Origin of the sequence: Phaeobacter sp. CAU 1743 (assembly GCF_039839315.1) — a bacterium.
In the GTDB taxonomy this organism is placed as follows: Bacteria; Pseudomonadota; Alphaproteobacteria; order Rhodobacterales; family Rhodobacteraceae; genus Phycobacter; species Phycobacter gallaeciensis_A.
On the sequence record NZ_JBDOQR010000048.1, the window covers coordinates 1 to 16,952 of the forward strand.

A 16,952-nucleotide genomic window follows, 5' to 3' on the forward strand; every position below is an offset into this window, starting at 1 on the left:
CGAAGGATTGGGAAAAATCCATCGCCAGCGCGGCAGCTTGGGTCACAATCGCACACATCCGCCGCGTCACGCGGATGCTCGCAAGACAATGAATTCACTCGAAAAGTTTTGAATCAGACTCTGAGGCCTTTACCCTTGCCGCCCGCATCAAAGGCCTCCGCCAGGGCGGCGGCGTGGTCTACCTCAACGATGGGATCTATGGCGGGCTGGTCGACATCCGCGACATGGGTTTGCCGGGGCGGGTGACCGTGGTCAGCGCCGAGGGGCAGCACCGGTCGGCGCCGCGCAAACCGCGCATCGCGTTCGGCCCGACCTGCGACAGTCTGGACCGTCTGCCGGATGGTCTGCCGTTGCCCGAAGACAGCGTGATAGGCGATTATGTGCTGTTCCCTGGGCTTGGTGCTTATTCTTCCGCCATGAGCACGCAATTCAATGGCTATGGCCTTTCGGATGTGGCCACCGTGATCGAGCTCTCTGGACAAGCTGGCCAGCACGGCTAATGTCGGCCCCAAAGCAGCACTGAGCGCGCGAAGGGGATGAGCATGGAAAAGTTCGGAAAAAGCCAGCCGGTGAAACGGGTCGAGGATGTCCGGTTCCTGACAGGACACGGCCGCTATATCGAGGATTCTGCGCCCCAGGGCGCCTTGCGGTGCTGGGTTCTGCGAAGCCCCGTGGCGCATGGCACGATCACCCGTCTGGACGTCGAAGATGCCCGCGCCGCCCAGGGCGTGCAGATGGTGGTGACCTACGCCGACTATCTTGAGGCGGGCTATGACACCGGAATCGATGGCATCCTGATCAAGAATCGCGACGGATCGGGCGCGGCGGCACCGCATCGGCCGATGCTGGCCCATGATCGCGTGCGTCACGTGGGCGAACCTGTGGCGGTTGTTGTAGCCGAAACCATGGATCAGGCCCGTGATGCCGGAGAATTGATCGAGCTGGAAATTGACGACCTGCCGGTGAAAATGGACATCGCGCCGGGCGGTGAGCCGCTGCACCCGGATGTGCCGGACAACCTCGGCTTTGACTGGGGCATGGGCGATGAGGCCGCAACCGAGGCTGCCTTTGCCGAGGCCGCCCATACCGTGGCGCTGCAGGTCGAGGACAACCGGATTATCGTCAACTCGATGGAGCCGCGCGGCTGTTTCGCCGAATGGCAGGACGACCGTCTGCATTTCACCTTTGGCGGGCAGGGCGTCTGGGGCGTCAAATCCAACCTCGCCAAGAAACTGCGCCTTGAAGAAGAACAGGTACATGTGGTGACCCCGGATGTGGGCGGCGGCTTTGGCATGAAATCGCAGCCCTATCCGGAATATTATGCTGTCGCCCATGCGGCAAAGGTTCTGGGACGACCGGTGCTTTGGGTTGGGGACCGCACGGAATCGATGCTGTCGGACAATGGTGGGCGCGATCTGACCTCGCTGGCGGAACTGGCCTTTGATGCGGATCTGAAGATCACCGCCTATCGGGTCAACACCCGCTGCAACCTTGGCGCCTATAACGCGCCTTTTGGCCAGATCATCCAGACGACCCTGTTCAGCCGCGTTCTGGCCGGGGTTTATGACATCCAGACCGCCTGGTTGCGTGTCGAAGGGATCTATACCAACACCACCCAGGTCGATGCCTATCGCGGCGCGGGCCGCCCCGAGGCGATTTATGTGCTGGAGCGGGTGATGGACCGGGCCGCGCGTGAACTTGGCGTCGATCCCTGGGAGCTGCGTCGGCGCAATTTCATCGCCCCGGCAGCCTTTCCTTATGCCACCGTCACTGGCGAAAGCTACGATGTCGGCGATTTCAACCGGGTGCTGAGCCGCGCCGCGGAAGAGGCTGATATGGCAGGCTATCCGGCCCGCAAGGCTGCAGATGCAGCATCGGGCAAGCTGCGGGGCGTCGGCCTGTGTTACTATATCGAAAGCATTTTGGGTGATCCTTCGGAAGGCGCGGAAGTGGAGTTTCTGGAGGACGGCCGGGTGAATATCTATGTCGGCACGCAAAGCAACGGACAGGGGCATGAAACCGTTTACGCGCAGTTCCTTGCGGATCAGACCGGCATTCCCGCAGACCAGATCCATGTGGTGCAGGGCGACAGTGACCTGATCGCCAAGGGCGGCGGCACCGGCGGGTCGCGCTCGGTCACCACGCAGGCCAATGCCACCCTTGCCACCGTCGATGCGATGGTCGCGGCCTTTACGCCTTTCCTCGCCGATGAGATGGGCGTCGAGGAAGACGCAATCGAATTTGATGGTGAAACCTTCCGCGCGCCGGGATCTAACGTTACCCCGACCGTTCTTGAAGCGGCCGAGATGGCCCGCGCGCAGGGCCGGACCGAGTTGCTGCGTCACTCGGCGCGGGCCACGTTGCCGGGGCGCTCGTTCCCGAACGGGGCTCATATCTGTGAGGTGGTGATCGACCCCGAAACCGGCGCTTCCGAGGTTGACCGCTACACTGTGGTGGATGATTTTGGTAACCTGATCAACCCGGCGCTGGCCGAAGGGCAGGTGCATGGCGGTGTTGCGCAGGGCCTGGGTCAGGCAATGCTGGAACATGTGGTCTATGACGAAGAGGGGCAGCTGCTCACGGCAACGTTCATGGACTATGCCATGCCACGGGCGTCAGATATGCCAATGATCGGCTTTGCGACTGAGGCCGTGCCCTCGACCCAGAACCCGATGGGGATGAAGGGCTGCGGCGAGGCCGGAACCGTGGGCGCCATGGCGGCGGTCGCCAATGCGGTGCAGGATGCGGTCTGGGCACGTGGTGTGCACCAGATGGACATGCCGTTCACGCCGTTGAAACTATGGGAAGTGCTAAGGGATGTCTCTGTCGCAGCTGAGTAAACGTGTCTTTGGATGGCTCGGACGGCCTTTGAGGTCCGAGCATTCCGCCGAGACCGCGCTGCGCGGGCCGCAGGCCCATGTGATCATTCTGGACGGGACCATGACCTCGCTGCGGCCGGGCCATGAATCCCATGCCGGGCAGACTTACCTTCTGTGCAAGGAGGTCGGCCCGGAAGTTTCCGTATTCTACGAAACCGGCGTGCAGTGGACTGGCTGGTCCAGTGCGCGGGATGTCATGGTGGGCACTGGGATCAACCGGCAGATCCGTCGTGCCTATGGCTATCTCGCCTCGCGCTACCGGCCTGGCGACAGTATTTTCCTGATCGGATACAGCCGCGGGGCCTATGCGGTACGCTCATTGGCCGGTGTGATCGGCGAGGTGGGCCTGCTGCGGCCCGAACACGCCACCGAACGCAATATTCGCACCGCCTACCGCCATTACCAGCAGGGGCAGGACGCGGAGATCGCGCGCGCCTTTCACGATGCCTATTGCCACGCTGAAACCCAGATCGAAATGATCGGCGTCTGGGACACGGTCAAGGCACTGGGCTTTCGTCTGCCGGTGCTGTGGCGCTGGTCCAAGGACCCGCATGGCTTTCACAACGATGAATTGGGGCCGCATGTGAAGAATGGCTATCATGCGCTGGCGCTGGAGGAGACCCGCGACGTCTTTGCCCCGGTGTTGTGGTCCTGTCCCGACGGGTTCAACGGCCGGGTGGAGCAGATGTGGTTCCGCGGCGCCCATGGGGATGTGGGCGGGCAGCTTGGCGGTTTTGAGGCGGCGCGGCCGCTCGCGAACCTGTCGCTGGTCTGGATGCTGGAAAAGGCCGAGGATTGCGGATTGCCGCTGCCGCAGGATTGGCGCATGCGGTTCCCGGTGGATCCCGGCGCGCCATCGGTCGGCACCTGGCGCGGCTGGGGTAAGATCTTCTTGCTGCGCAGTCGCCGTCCGGTGGGCAAGGACCCGAGCGAGCGTCTGCACAGCAGTGCTAAGGGTTTTGTGATCAAGGAAAAGCGCTCGGCCTGGCGCCTGTTCTGGCCCTCGCGCGCAGCACGCTGAGGCGCGCGGCGGGTTGATCAGCCTTTCGGATCGGGCAGTTTCATCACGATGCAGGTGGTTGAACCTGTCGCATAGAGCTTGCCATCCTCGACGCCGCGGATTTCACCATGGGCCACGCCGGTCGAGCGCCCCACGTGGTCGGTAACGCCGATGCAATCCACCGTGACGCCCAGTGGAATTGAGCGCAGGATGTTGATCTTGTATTCCAGCGTCGTATAGGCGGATCCCTTGGGCACGCGGGTCATCACCGCGCAGGCCATGGCGCTGTCCAAGAGCGTGCCATACCAGCCGCCATGAACGGTGCCCATGGGGTTGGTCATGGAAAACTCCGGCGTGCCGCGGAAGACAATGCGGCCTTCGCCAACCTCGTGCAGAGCATATCCCAGCTGCGCACCGATGGGCGGGCCGGGCAGTTTGCCATCCAGAATACCTTGCATGAATTCAAGGCCCGAAAGCTGGGTAATTTCCGACATCGACAGCAGGTCCGCAGGCGATTTTGCAATGAACATGAAAGAGATGCCCCATCCAATTGAAGTGCCCGGCGCCAAGGCCGGGCAATCAGAGTTCCATTTTGGAATGAGGCTAGGCGCGGCTTACGGCGCCAGCAAGTCTTACGCCACGTTCTCGAGCGAGACCTTGGGCGTGATGCCAAGGGCGAAACAGACATCGCGGGTCAGCTCGGGACGGTTCAGCGTGTAGAAATGCAGCTTCTCGACGCCGCCTTCCAGCAACTCGGTGCAGAGCTCGCTGCACATCGCGGTGGCCAGCAGATCAGCGCGGTCATCGCGCAGCGCCTTTTCAAAGGCATCCTCGACCCAGGCGGGGATCTTGGTGCCGCAGCGGCGGGCGAAATTGCGGGCGCCTTTCCAGTTCTCGATCGGCAGAATGCCCGGCGTCAGTTTCGAGCCGTCAATGCCCGCCTTTTCGCAGGCATCGCGGAAGCGGAAGAAGGTTTCGGGTTCAAAGAAGAACTGGGTCAACGCTTCGTCCGCGCCTGCGTCCAGCTTGCGCTTCAGCCAGTCGACATCGGCCTGGGCGGTTGCGGCATCGGGGTGCTGGTCGGGGTAGGCGCCGACACGCACGGTGAATTTTCCGGTGTCCGCCAGGGCCTCGATCAGTTCAACCGAATTGGCGAACCCGTCGGGGTGCGGGGTGAACTTGCCTTCGCCCTTGGGAGGGTCCCCGCGCAGGGCAACGATTTCAGACACGCCTGCCTCGGCAAAGCGGTCCGCGATCTCCATCGTTTCGGCCTTGGTCGCCTGCACGCAGGTCAGGTGTGCGGCCACATTAAGGCCCGAGGATTTGTGCAGCGTCGCCACCGCATCGCGGGTCAGATCGCGGGTGGTGCCACCGGCGCCATAGGTGACAGATACAAAACGCGGGTCCAGCGGTGCCAGAACCTGAACCGTGTCCCAAAGGCGGAAAGAAGCCTCAAGCGACTGCGGCGGAAAGAACTCGAACGAGATGTCAGGGGTCTTCATTAGGGGATCTCCGACTGATTTGACCTCTTGTTGCACACGCAGCATTGTGAGACAAACTCATAATTCTCAAGAACAACATGAGCGACGCGATAGAATGCACATCGAATTCCGCCATCTGCGCACGATCAAGGCCATCCACGAAGCCGGCGGTCTGGCCCGCGCGGCCGAGCAGCTGAACATCACGCAAAGCGCGCTCAGCCATCAGATCAAGGGGCTGGAGGAACAAGCGGGGGTGGAGTTGTTCCTGCGCCGCTCCAAGCCGATGAAACTGTCGCCTGCCGGGCTGCGGCTATTGCGTTTGGCCGAACAGGTGCTGCCGCAGGTCGAGGCCGCACAGGCCGAGTTTTCCAACCTGCGCGAGGGTCACGCCGGGCGGATGCATATCGCCATCGAATGCCATGCCTGTTTCGAATGGCTGTTCCCCGTGCTTGAGGCCTTTCGCAAAAGCTGGTCGGACGTGGATGTGGATATCCGCCCGGGCCTCGCCTTTGACGCACTTCCCGCGCTGCAAAAGGAAGAGGTGGATCTGGTGGTCTCCTCCGACCCGGATACGCTGCCGGGCGTCGAATTCATCGAGTTGTTTGATTACCGACCGGTCTTTGTCGCCTCATCGCAGAACCCGCTGGCGGCAAAACCCTATATCGAGGCTGAGGATTTCCGGGATCAGACGCTGATCACCTATCCGGTGGAAAAATCCCGTCTGGATGTGTTCAGCCAGCTCCTGACACCGGCGGGGGTCGAGCCTGCGTCTATCCGTCAGGTCGAGTTGACTGCCGTGATCCTCTTGCTGGTGGCGTCGAACCGGGGGGTGTCTGTTCTGCCGGATTGGGTGGTGCGCGAGGTCAAGTATTCCTCGGACTATGTGACCCGGCCGCTGACCGCAGAGGGGATTACCCGCAGGCTTTATGCTGCGGTGCGCAGCGAGGACCGCGAAAAGCCCTATATGCAAGAGCTGATCCGCCTGGCCAAGGTCGAGGCGCGCAAGCTTCAGCAGCAATAACGCGTTTGGCAGTGCCCCCGCCGGGCTGATCTCGGCGGGGGCGGTTTCTTGGACGTAAACAGGCGGTCAGATCAGTTTGACGATCTGCTTGCCAGTATTGCCGCCCTTCAGCAGCGACCGGAACGCCTCGGGGGCGTTTTCCAGACCAGTGGCGATGTCCTCAAGGAAGCGGATCTCACCCGAGGCAACCTTGGGCGCGACTTCTTTCAGGAACTCCGGGTAGCGGTCGAAATGATTCGAGATGATGAAGCCGTTCACCGACAGGAATTTCACCAGGATATTGCGCCAGATGTTCGGCCCGGTCAGCGCCACATCCGATGCGCCTGCGCCCAGACCGCCGGCGTTGTACCAGGCGATCATGCCGCAGATCGGGATACGTCCATGCGGGTTCATCAGCGGCAGCACCGCCTCCAGCACCTTGCCGCCGACGTTTTCGAAATAAATGTCGATGCCCTTGGGGCAGGCCTCGGCCAGATCCTTGCGCAGGGATTTCGCATCCGCATAGGCACGGTGATCCAGGCAGGCGTCAAAGCCGAAGGTCTCGGTCGCCAGTTTGCATTTGTCGGCGCCGCCCGCGATGCCGACAACGCGCAGGCCTGCCAGTTTGGCCAGTTGTCCGACCATTGAACCAACGGGACCGGTAGCGGCGGCCACCACCAGGGTTTCGCCCGCTTCAGGTCGGCCATAGGCGGTCAAGCCATGCCATCCGGTAAAACCGGGCATGCCCAGCACGCCAAGCGCTGCAGTGATCGGACCCTGCGCCGGATCCAGCTTGCGCAGTTCCTTGGCTGGCAGGCAGCCGTGGCTGGCCCAACCCAGCATGCCAAAGGCGAAATCGCCCGGTTTGAAGTGCGGGCTGTTCGACGCGATGACCTCACCCACGGCGCCGGCCTCCATGGTGCCGCCGATAGGCACCGGCGCGGCATAGGATTTGGCATCGTCCATGCGGCCACGCATATAGGGGTCCAGCGACATATAGTGCGATTTAACAAGCACTTCGCCCTCGCCGGGCTGCGGCAGGTCAACGGTTTCAAGGCGGAAATTGTCATCCGTGGGCTCGCCGTCCGGGCGGCTGGCCAGCACGATACGCTGCATCTGTTCGGTCATTTGGATCTCCCTATCCATTGTGTCACTGTCCGTCTCACCTGTGTCTCACTGGGGCGATGCGGCTTATCTGAACTGTGTAGTTCAGTTTTGCGGAATGCAACCATCCTCGAAAATAACCCGACGGCAAAGAAGGCAAAGGCGCTGTCCCGGAATTGCAGGGTATTGGCTCTTGGCAAGAAGGGGCAGGGCGCGTATAGGCACGGTTTGACCGGCATCTCCCCGACCGACACAGGAGTCTGCAGATATGATTGGCAGCGCGAACCTTAATGTGATGATCAAGGCCGCCCGCAAGGCAGGCCGCTCCCTCGTGAAAGACTTTCGCGAGGTTGAGAACCTTCAGGTCTCGATGAAAGGCGCGGGTGACTTTGTGTCCCGGGCGGATATTGCCGCGGAAAAGATCCTCAAGGATGAGCTGATGGGCGCGCGCCCGACCTACGGCTGGCTGGCCGAAGAGGGCGGAGAGACCCCCGGCGAGGATCCCACCCGCCGCTGGATCGTGGATCCGCTGGATGGCACCACCAACTTCCTGCACGGCCTGCCGCATTGGGCGATTTCGATCGCGCTGGAGCACAAGGGCAAGATCGTGGCCGGGGTGATCTATGACGCGGCCAAGGACGAGATGTTCTTTGCCGAAAAGGGCGCCGGTGCCTGGATGAACGATACCCGCATCCGGGTGTCTGGCCGTCACCGGATGATCGAATCCATCTTTGCAACCGGGCTGCCGTTTGGTGGCCGCTCGGATCTGCCTGCGACCCTGCAGGATCTGGCGCGGCTGATGCCCGCCTGCGCCGGTGTGCGCCGCTGGGGCGCTGCGGCGCTGGACATGGCCTATGTTGCGGCTGGCCGCTACGAAGGGTTCTGGGAACGTCGCCTGAACGCCTGGGACATGGCGGCTGGCATCATCATCGTCAAAGAGGCCGGCGGGTTGATCGAGGCACTGGACCCCGAGGAGAGCATTCTCGAATCCGGCGAAGTCGTCTGCGCGAACGAGCCGATGTTCGAAGCCTTTGCGAAAGTGATCCGGGGCTGATCCCAAGACAGGGGTGCCGGGGTTATCCCCAGGACGTCCACAAGAATTCCACATGAAGAAGCGCGTGCAATCCCAGCGGTTGCGCGCGCTTCTTCATTTAGCCACCTGGGCAGGATTTGGTTTATTTGCCCCAGGGACCCGGCCTTGAATGCGGATGGCGGCTCTTGCGGGGCAGGCGGGGAATGCGGCTGGGGCTATAGGTGTAATGGGTATCAGGATGATCGGGGCGACCATGGGTACGGTTCCAGAACACAGGGCCGCCGCGTTTCATCCACAGGGGCAGGCAGAGCGCCATGCCAACGACGAAACCGCCCGTATGCGCCCAATAGGCGACCCCGCCGGTGTTCGGATCCGCGCCAAGCCCGCCGATGAATTGCAGGGCCAGCCAGACCCCCAGCATGATGAAGGCGGGGATCGAAAAGACCCGGAAATAGATAATGAGCACCAGAAGGATATCCACCCGCGCCTTTGGAAACATCAGAAGGTAGCCCCCCATGACCCCGGCAATCGCACCAGATGCCCCGACCGTGGGCACGTTGGACATTGGGCCTGCCATCACGTGGATCAGTCCGGCACCAAGCCCTGCCAATAGGTAGAAACCCAGAAACGGCAGGTGGCCCATCTCGTCTTCGAGGTTGTCGCCGAATATCCAAAGGAACAGCATATTCCCGGCCAGATGCATGAAACTCGCGTGCAGGAACATCGAGGTGAACAAGCTGCTGAGATGGCGACCGTAGGAGAGTTCAGCCGGAACGATGCCGTAGGTATAGTAGAAGCCTGCCATCAGCCGGGGGCTGGTGTAGGTGGTCACGGCATATAGAAACACCGCGATATTCACTGCCATCAGCAGGTAGACGACATAGGGCGTGCGCCCGGATGGATTGTGATCACGCAGCGGAAACATGCGGGAACGCTGGGCCGGTTTCGGCCCAGCGTCAAGCGGTTATCGGGCAAAGCTGTTGCCGGATCTTGACCGTCAGGCGTTGCCGCCCAGCAGCGCGGCGTTGCCGCCGGCCGCAGTTGTATCGACACAGACGTGGCGCTCGGCCAGGACCCGGGCGCGGTCGGGCTGCCCGGGGATTAGTGGCACGATAGGGCCATCCCGTTTGGCCAGGGTCTCTTCGATCTGGCGACCGGTGTCCTCATCGCCCCACCACAGGACGCCAGCGATATCCTGAAGGCTCTCAAGCTGCTGCAGGTCCAGCATGCCGTTCGCCTGAATGGCGGTGCCGCCAAGCTGCATGACCGCTTTGGCCTGTGCGGCGGCAGCTTTGGCTCCCGGACCCATGCACAAAAGCGGCGGGCGGGCGGTGACGGTCAGCCGGTTGGATTCGCCGGTCGGCCCGGGCAGAGAGGTGGTGACCGGCGCCGTAGCCGTCCCGAGTGCGCCGGGCAGTTGGGAGGCGGCGCCTGACCAAGTCTCCGCGCTGCTTTGAGGATCCGGTGCACAGAAGCGCGACAGGTAGAAGGGGCCACCCGCCTTGGGACCGGTGCCGGACAGGCCTTCGCCTCCAAAGGGCTGGCTGCCGACAATGGCGCCGATCTGGTTGCGGTTGACGTAGATATTGCCTACGTGGATCCGGTCGCAGACATGCTGCACCCTGTCATCGATCCGGGTGTGCAGGCCAAAGGTCAGCCCATAGCCGGTGCCGTTGATCTCGGCGATCACCCGGTCCAGATCCCGCGATTTGAAACGCGCCACATGCAGCACCGGACCAAAGATCTCCTGCTCCAGCGCGGCGATGCCGGGCACTTCGATCAGGGTCGGTGCCACAAAGGTGCCGCCCTGCGGTGTCTGCATCTCTTTTACCACCCGGCCTTCGGCGCGCGCGGCGTCGATATGGGCCAGAATGCCCGCCCGTGCGGTTGCGTCGATGACCGGGCCGCTGTCGGTGGACAGATGCCAGGGGTCGCCAAGGGTCAGCGTGTCCATCGCGCCTTTCAGCATCTTCAGGAAATCATCCGCGATGTCTTCCTGCACATAGAGGCAGCGCAGCGCACTGCAGCGCTGGCCTGCGGATTGAAAGGCGCTTTCGAGGATCGATTGCACGGCCTGTTCCGGCAGCGCAGTGGAATCCACGATCATTGCGTTCAGCCCGCCGGTTTCAGCAATCAACGGCGCGCCGGGTTTCAGGTTTGCCGCCATGGCGCGGCGGATACGCAGGGCTGTTGCGGTTGAGCCGGTAAAGGCCACGCCGCCAACGCGCGGGTCCGAGGTTAGGGCCGCACCAACGCGCGAGCCGGGACCGGGCACCAGTTGCAGGGCGGACCGCGGAACGCCTGCCTCATGCAGCAGCTGCACGGCGCGCTGAGCGATCAGCGGCGTCTGCTCGGCCGGTTTGGCCAGCACGGCATTGCCAGCCGCCAGCGCGGCAGAGACCTGCCCCGAGAAGATCGCCAGCGGGAAGTTCCAGGGCGAAATGCAGGTGAAGATCCCGGCTGGCGCAGCATCCGGAATGCGGGCGGCATAGTAGCGCAGGAAGTCCACCGCTTCGCGCAGCTCGGCGACGGCATCGGGGATCGACTTGCCCGCCTCCCGCGCCAGCAGCGCAAAGAGTTCGCCATAGTTTGCCTCGTACAGATCCGCTGCCTTGTTGAGCGCTGCCGCCCGTTCTGCGGCAGGGGCGTCCCAGGGCTGGGCGGAGGACAGCGCCGTTTCGATATCCGCTGCGCTGGATGGGGTGAGCTGTCCCACTGGCGTCAGATCCGAGGGGTTGGTCACATCCTCGGCGGCATCCGGTGTGGCTGTGCTTGCCAGCAGGGGACCTGCCTGCCATTGGTGATCACGCCAGGGCGCGCGGGCGGCTTCGATGGCAGCCAGTGTCGGCGCGTGGCCCAGATCGAACCCCATGGAGTTGCTGCGCTCGGGCGCAAACATCTCGGGGCCGGTGGGGATGCTGCGGCTGACATCGGCAACCGCATCGAAGGGATCGGCGGCCACCACCTCGGGCGGGACGTTCTCATCGACGATCTGGTTCACAAAAGAGCTGTTGGCACCGTTTTCCAGCAGACGCCGCACCAGATAGGCCAGCAGATCACGGTGCGCCCCAACGGGGGCGTAGATCCGGCAGTTGGTGCCGTTCTGCTCCTTGACCATCTGGTGCAGGGTTTCGCCCATGCCGTGCAGGCGCTGGAATTCGTAGACACTGCTGTCGCTGGCCATATGCAGGATGGCGCTGACCGTATGGGCGTTGTGGGTGGCAAATTGCGGATAGATGCGGTCGGTCATGCCCAGCAGTTTGCGGGCATTGGCGATATAGGACACATCGGTCAGGGATTTGTTGGTGTAGACCGGGAAGCCGTCGATGCCTTCGACCTGGGCGCGCTTGATCTCGGTGTCCCAATAGGCGCCTTTGACCAGCCGCACCATAAACCGGCGGTCGTATTTTTCGGCCATCTGGTAAAGCGCATCAATCGCCAGCCCGGTGCGCGGCCCATAGGCCTGCACCACGACGCCAAAACCGTCCCAGCCTGCCAGCGCCGGATCCGACACCACCGCTTCGATCACCTCCAGCGACAGCGACAGGCGGTCGGCCTCTTCTGCATCGACGTTCAGCCCCATACCTGCGGCCTTGGCCAGCAGCGCCAGCGCCTTCAGCCGCGGCACCAGTTGCAGCATCACTCGGGCTTCCTGCGCCAGTTCATAACGCGGGTGCAGCGCCGAGAGTTTCACGGAAATGCCGGGGTTCTTGCGGATGTCATCGCTGCCGCAGGCCACGGCAATGGCAGAAATCGCCTTTGAATAGGACAGGTGATAGCGGGAGGCGTCCGCTTCGGTGCGCGCGGCTTCGCCCAGCATGTCGTAAGAATAGGTGTAGCCCTTGGCCTCCATTCCGGCGGCGCGCTTCATCGCGCTTTCGATGCTTTCGCCCAGAACGAACTGGCGGCCCATTTCCTTCATCGCGCGGCCCACGGCGGTGCGGATCACCGGCTCACCCAGACGTTTGACGGCGCCGCGCAACGCGCGCACTGGGCTTGGCTTGGCCTCATCCAGAACCTTGCCGGTCAGCATCAGGGCCCAGGTCGAGGCATTGACCAGCGAGGAGGAGGAGTGACCGAGGTGTTTGCCCCAGTCAGACGGCGCGATCTTGTCTTCGATCAGGGCATCGATGGTGTCGGCATCCGGCACCCGCAGCAGCGCCTCGGCCAGACACATGAGGGCGATCCCTTCGTCGGTCGACAGACCGTATTCCGCCAGAAACACCTCCATCAGCCCAGGTGCCGAATGGCCGCGGATATCCCGTACCAGGGCGGCCGCATTGGCGCAGATTGCCGCGCGTTCGGCAGCGGGCAGGGCAGCGGTGGCGATCAGCTGGTCGCGCATGGCGTCCTGATCGACATAGGTGCCTGCATCGATGCGATAACGCAGTTGTTCCTGCTGTGTGTCGGGGCTCTGGGGGGCGGGGGCGTGTGTCATGCAGAAGGCTCCAGTATGTTCCGCAAAAAGTCTGATGCCCAGAATACAGCAAATATTGCGGGACATTCGCCTGATTGTGGGGGATACTCAGGTCAATTGCCGCAAATTTGCGCAGTAGGAGGGTCAAATGAACTATAGCGATCTTGATAGATATGACCGCGCGATTCTGCATGTGCTGGGCGAGGATGGTCGGATTTCGGTCGCGGATCTGGCCCGTCGCATTGGTCTGTCGAAATCGCCGACCCAGACCCGCCTGAAACGGCTGGAGGCCGAAGGCATCATTACCGGCTACCGGGCCTTGCTGGATCCGATCCGGCTGGGGCTTGATCACGTCGCCTTTGTCGAGGTCAAGCTGGAAGACACCCGCGAGGCGGCGCTGGCGAAATTCAACGCCGCCGTGGCGCGGATCCCGGAGATTGAGCAGGTGCACCTGATGGCCTCGCATTTCGACTATCTTCTGAAGGTGCGCACCCATTCGATGTCGGCTTATCGCGCGGTGCTGGGAGAGAAGATTTCCTCGCTGCCGCATGTTGCCTCGACTTCGACCTATGTGGCGATGCAGGCGGTCAAGGAAGACGGCGCCCTCGCTCAGCTTTAGGTGGTGTGCAGGGGGTGCTGTTGCGCGCGTTGGGATGGACAGCCCCCGGAAATTCCCCCATCTTGCATTCAACAGCGGGCAGGCCGGGCCGCCTCGCTCGGTAAGAAATTGAGGCAGCATTACATGAGCAAGTATCCCAAAATCTGGCTTTTGCGCCACGGGCAGACCGAATGGAACGCCGAGCGCCGCGTTCAGGGGCAGTTGGAGTCCCGTCTCAGCCCGCTGGGGCTGGAACATGCGCAGCGTCAGGCCGAATTGATGCAGCCCATCCTGAGTGCGGAAAACCCGCCGTGCTATGTCTCGCCTCTGGGCCGCGCGCAGCAGACCGCAGAGATCGCTCTGGCAGGTCGCGCATTTACCACCGACGCCCGTCTGGCCGAAGTTCACGCCGGTGATTTTCAGGGCCACCGGCTGGTGGATCTGGAGCAGGACTACCCGGATATCTTTGCGCGGAACACCACGCCGCTGGATATGTTCTGCGCGGCGCCCGGCGGTGAGGGGTACGAGCGCTTCCAAGCGCGGACACTGGATTTCCTGCAAACGCTCAGTGCGCCTTCGGTCGTGGTGGCGCATGGTCTTCTGGGGCAGGTGATGCGCGGAATCATATGCGGATTGGACAGATCGGAGCAGGCAAAATTGTCGAATGGACAGGGCTGTGTCTATGTTCTGGAGCAGGGCCGGGAAACGGTTTTACGCTGAGCGAATTTTTGTGACAAAAAACGCGAGGAAGCTCTTGCGCTGCAACGGGGATTTCTCTAAATCCCGCTTCATCGGGTGATTAGCTCAGTTGGTAGAGCGCTTCGTTTACACCGAAGATGTCGGGAGTTCGAGTCTCTCATCACCCACCATTCCCTCCCCAATGATCAATTAAATCAATGCGTGAGTGTCCCAATTTGGGGGGCAGTTTGGCGGCGTGGGACACCTACCAGTCCATACTGGCTAGTTTAGCAACCGCATCAGCGGCCAGTCGGCGGCGTTCTACGTCTTTTGTGTAGATCTCTGACGTGGCCGCTTGAGAGTGCCCATGCACCGCCATGATCTGATGTTGTGTGGCGCCTTCCAGCGCCAATAGGTGGCCAGCCGCCTTTCGAATGCCATGTGGGCTTCGGTCCGGCAGATCGGCTTCTCTGCACCAAGTCTTGAACCGGTTCCTGAAGCTGTCGCTGGAGGAAAACGGCGTGCCGAGCGAGCTGAGTAGATAGCACCCATCCACATGAGACACGTTCTGCGCAGCGATAGCTTTGGCCAGTGGGGGCATGATCGGGATTTCCACATAAGTGGAACCCTTCTTTCGTGGCTGCCAGCCAAGCCAGCGGATACCGTTGCTGGTGGATTCGTTATTTCGTCCGATCCAGATTGCATCAGAGACGCGGCAGGCGGTGAACATGAAGACGGTCAGTGCCAGATGAGCCATCGTCCCAAAGGGATGGCGCTCGCGGAATTTTTTCAGATCATCGACTGTCCAGGGTGTGGCGCCGCCTGCTGATCTGTACGTGGTGCTGATCCCCTTGGCTGGGTTGGGGCGAACATATCCGCGCTCATCGGCGAATTTGTACATCGCGCGCAAGGCGCCGATGGTGTTCTTTCGGGCGCCGGGCTTCTCGATCAGGGTGTCAAGGAACTCGACAATCACCTCCTGCGGGACGCCAGCGTCGTACTCGCGCAGTAGCGCACCATCGACTTCGTGGTCCAGGAAGCGCCCGATTACATGCTGACGCTGTTTAATCGTTGCTGCCTTGATTTCTCCGGCGGTTTCCATGGCTTCCATGTGCTCCAGGAAAACCAGCCACAGCCATTCTGTTGACTTATGTACTGCCATGTCCGCCGGACGCGCTGGAGGCTCGTATAGCACTCCGGCGCGGGCAGCGTGGTAGGCTTCCATGAAGTGCGGGCTGTCCAATCCGACCTTGAGGGTGATCCGACGCCTTTTATCTCCAGCGACACGCACTCGCAGGCGGGAATTGCCAGATGGCATCGGTTCGCGGATCAGCCCTGGCAGTTCTATCTTGACCATTGTCGAGGACCTTTTTCGGTTTTCTTCGTCTGCTTTGGTACCGGCAGGGCTTCCACATCTACCATGACTAGGGTGCCGTCCGGACGAACGGCAACGGTCTTGCCGCATTCCTCGGCTACACCTGCAAAGCGGCGGAGGTCAGCTTTGGTGAACAGGGCTGGCCGATTTGCCATGTTTTTGTGTCCTTCTGTCGGTTGCCAAGCTCGCGCTTTCAGTTCTTGCCATTGGCGCGGCGCATACGGCGGATGCATCGGTTCATGATTTTTTGTCGTTCATTGATGAACTGGTTCAGGGCATCCTGTTTGCGCAGGATCCGCAGGTGGAGTTTTGCCAGTCGCCTGACTTCCAGATCATTGGCGAAATGCAGCCACAACGCCCGTAGGCCAAAGGGCTGTGTTCCCGAGGCTGGCCTTGTGCTTTTCGACTGTACAGCGGCAGGTGGTGTACAGCTTTCTGCTTCTGTCGTTCTGTTCAAAGCGCAGCCTGCCCATTGTAGGGGCAGTCCGGGCGGTCATCTGTTGCGCGGCGGGACGGGTCGGCCCGAAAACCTTGCCGGGCCGCGCGTAGCCATCCGCGGATAGCATCGGTCCGGCTGGCGCCATGTGCCGTCATGCCATGCAAAGAGGCCCACCAGTGGCTTGCATCATAATCCCAGCGGCAGTCCGCGTGTGGCGGGGTCAGAGTGCCGCCTGCCTTCCTGAACAGGGCGGCGCGCCTGAATAGGGGCGTATTCGCCAGCTGCTGCATGTCTGAGTAGATTTGTTGTTGGTGTGGAGATGTGGCGTTTCGCATCGGGGCCTCGTCATTGATGCGCGGGCGACTTGATTTGGAGGATTGCGCCGCCCGCGCTGATCCGCGCCTTCGGGGACCGGGCGCGAAAACTCTGTTGATCAGCGGCGCAGGCAATCCTCCAGCCCGCGCCGCTTATTTGGTTGTGTCAGTGGGAAGGCGCGGGTGGGCCGCGCTGAGTTGCCTGTGTCGTTCGATGTTTGCCGTGAGTGACAGCAGGAGGAGCGACAGACCGGGCCGGGTCAGGCCACATGGCGGCGGCGGATCGGCAGGCTTTTCGCCTCGATCACAGCGCGAGCTTTTTGGCCCGCGCGGGTCAGGATCTGCTCTGTCGGTTCCGGCGCGGGGCCGGGCCGGTCCACAAGGTGTTGGGGGTGCAGGCGAGCGGGATCAAACCCCTGGCCGCGCCCGGCTTTCATGGCCGCCCATGCTGCGGCGAACTGGTCAGGGTCGTCAATGTAGTCTGCCGGGGATCCCACGATCCGGCGGGCGTCCCGCAGCACGGTGTTCTTAAAATCTTGCATTCAATCCTCCATCGGTTGATACGTTCAGATAGTCCGAAAAAAATGAACTAGTCAAGCGTGCGGTTCAAAAAAATCGGACAAAAATCCTGTTC

Annotated in this window: 14 protein-coding genes, 1 tRNA gene and 2 pseudogenes; 9 read left to right on the top strand and 8 right to left on the bottom strand. The window is 62.0% G+C overall.

The genetic code is table 11. The annotated features are described in order from the left end of the window. The 4 genes and pseudogenes from AAFO90_RS17050 to AAFO90_RS17065 all read left to right on the top strand — a co-directional run. A pseudogene (locus tag AAFO90_RS17050) lies at positions 1–92 on the top strand (IS5/IS1182 family transposase); the annotation flags it as partial. A 27-nt stretch (positions 93–119) separates the two neighbouring features. Further along, positions 120–500: pseudogene (locus tag AAFO90_RS17055) on the top strand (type III PLP-dependent enzyme); the annotation flags it as partial. A 42-nt stretch (positions 501–542) separates the two neighbouring features. Further along, a complete protein-coding gene (locus tag AAFO90_RS17060) occupies positions 543–2,840 on the top strand; it encodes a xanthine dehydrogenase family protein molybdopterin-binding subunit (RefSeq protein ID WP_347510127.1) in 2,298 nt (765 codons plus the stop codon). Then, positions 2,818–3,900 (top strand): DUF2235 domain-containing protein, encoded by a 1,083-nt coding sequence (locus AAFO90_RS17065; protein WP_065270682.1) that lies wholly within the window; start codon positions 2,818–2,820, stop codon positions 3,898–3,900. The genes AAFO90_RS17060 and AAFO90_RS17065 overlap by 23 nt, the downstream gene beginning before the upstream one ends. Before the next feature lie 17 nt (positions 3,901–3,917). On the opposite strand, the gene AAFO90_RS17070 is transcribed toward AAFO90_RS17065, so the two are convergent. Beyond that, positions 3,918–4,409 carry a PaaI family thioesterase gene (locus tag AAFO90_RS17070; RefSeq protein ID WP_347510128.1) on the bottom strand — a complete coding sequence of 164 codons (492 nt, stop codon included), beginning with the start codon at positions 4,407–4,409 and terminating at the stop codon, positions 3,918–3,920. 102 nt (positions 4,410–4,511) lie between these two features. Beyond that, complete coding sequence (gene metF / locus AAFO90_RS17075) at positions 4,512–5,381, bottom strand: methylenetetrahydrofolate reductase [NAD(P)H] (RefSeq protein WP_065270680.1); 870 nt, start codon at positions 5,379–5,381, stop codon at positions 4,512–4,514. Positions 5,382–5,475: 94 nt separating this feature from the next. Here metF and AAFO90_RS17080 point away from each other — a divergent pair, with 94 nt between their 5' ends. Continuing rightward, entirely contained in the window at positions 5,476–6,381 is a 906-nt protein-coding gene (locus AAFO90_RS17080; RefSeq protein WP_274828422.1) for a LysR family transcriptional regulator, read from the top strand. Positions 6,382–6,447: 66 nt separating this feature from the next. Here the strand turns inward: AAFO90_RS17080 and AAFO90_RS17085 are convergent, their stop codons facing one another. Beyond that, positions 6,448–7,488 carry an NADP-dependent oxidoreductase gene (locus AAFO90_RS17085; protein WP_065270678.1) on the bottom strand — a complete coding sequence of 347 codons (1,041 nt, stop codon included), beginning with the start codon at positions 7,486–7,488 and terminating at the stop codon, positions 6,448–6,450. 244 nt (positions 7,489–7,732) lie between these two features. Between AAFO90_RS17085 and AAFO90_RS17090 the strand changes: the two genes are divergently transcribed. Beyond that, complete coding sequence (locus AAFO90_RS17090) at positions 7,733–8,518, top strand: inositol monophosphatase family protein (RefSeq protein WP_065270677.1); 786 nt, start codon at positions 7,733–7,735, stop codon at positions 8,516–8,518. Positions 8,519–8,639: 121 nt separating this feature from the next. Here the strand turns inward: AAFO90_RS17090 and AAFO90_RS17095 are convergent, their stop codons facing one another. Both AAFO90_RS17095 and putA read right to left on the bottom strand, forming a co-directional pair. Continuing rightward, positions 8,640–9,422: a rhomboid family intramembrane serine protease gene (locus AAFO90_RS17095; RefSeq protein WP_347510129.1), complete on the bottom strand. Its 783-nt coding sequence runs from the start codon at positions 9,420–9,422 to the stop codon at positions 8,640–8,642. A 72-nt stretch (positions 9,423–9,494) separates the two neighbouring features. After that, positions 9,495–12,935, bottom strand: a complete 3,441-nt coding sequence (gene putA, locus AAFO90_RS17100) for a bifunctional proline dehydrogenase/L-glutamate gamma-semialdehyde dehydrogenase PutA (protein ID WP_347510130.1) — start codon at positions 12,933–12,935, stop codon at positions 9,495–9,497. Between the two features lie 127 nt (positions 12,936–13,062). Between putA and AAFO90_RS17105 the strand changes: the two genes are divergently transcribed. The 3 genes from AAFO90_RS17105 (at position 13,063) to AAFO90_RS17115 (ending at position 14,381) form a co-directional block, all read left to right on the top strand. Beyond that, complete coding sequence (locus AAFO90_RS17105) at positions 13,063–13,533, top strand: Lrp/AsnC ligand binding domain-containing protein (RefSeq protein ID WP_065270674.1); 471 nt, start codon at positions 13,063–13,065, stop codon at positions 13,531–13,533. Positions 13,534–13,656: 123 nt separating this feature from the next. Next, positions 13,657–14,232 carry a histidine phosphatase family protein gene (locus tag AAFO90_RS17110; RefSeq protein WP_347510131.1) on the top strand — a complete coding sequence of 192 codons (576 nt, stop codon included), beginning with the start codon at positions 13,657–13,659 and terminating at the stop codon, positions 14,230–14,232. 73 nt (positions 14,233–14,305) lie between these two features. After that, positions 14,306–14,381, top strand: a tRNA-Val gene (locus AAFO90_RS17115). 74 nt (positions 14,382–14,455) lie between these two features. On the opposite strand, the gene AAFO90_RS17120 is transcribed toward AAFO90_RS17115, so the two are convergent. From AAFO90_RS17120 to AAFO90_RS17130, 3 genes are all read right to left on the bottom strand, one after another. Continuing rightward, the gene (locus AAFO90_RS17120; RefSeq protein WP_347510132.1) at positions 14,456–15,547 is read right to left on the bottom strand and encodes a tyrosine-type recombinase/integrase; all 1,092 of its coding nucleotides are present in this window, start codon (positions 15,545–15,547) and stop codon (positions 14,456–14,458) included. A gap of 211 nt (positions 15,548–15,758) precedes the next feature. Next, positions 15,759–16,022, bottom strand: a complete 264-nt coding sequence (locus AAFO90_RS17125; RefSeq protein ID WP_347510133.1) for a hypothetical protein — start codon at positions 16,020–16,022, stop codon at positions 15,759–15,761. A 556-nt stretch (positions 16,023–16,578) separates the two neighbouring features. Continuing rightward, positions 16,579–16,860, bottom strand: coding sequence for a hypothetical protein (locus tag AAFO90_RS17130; RefSeq protein WP_274840209.1), 282 nt, complete (start codon positions 16,858–16,860; stop codon positions 16,579–16,581). Between the last annotated feature and the right edge of the window lie 92 nt (positions 16,861–16,952).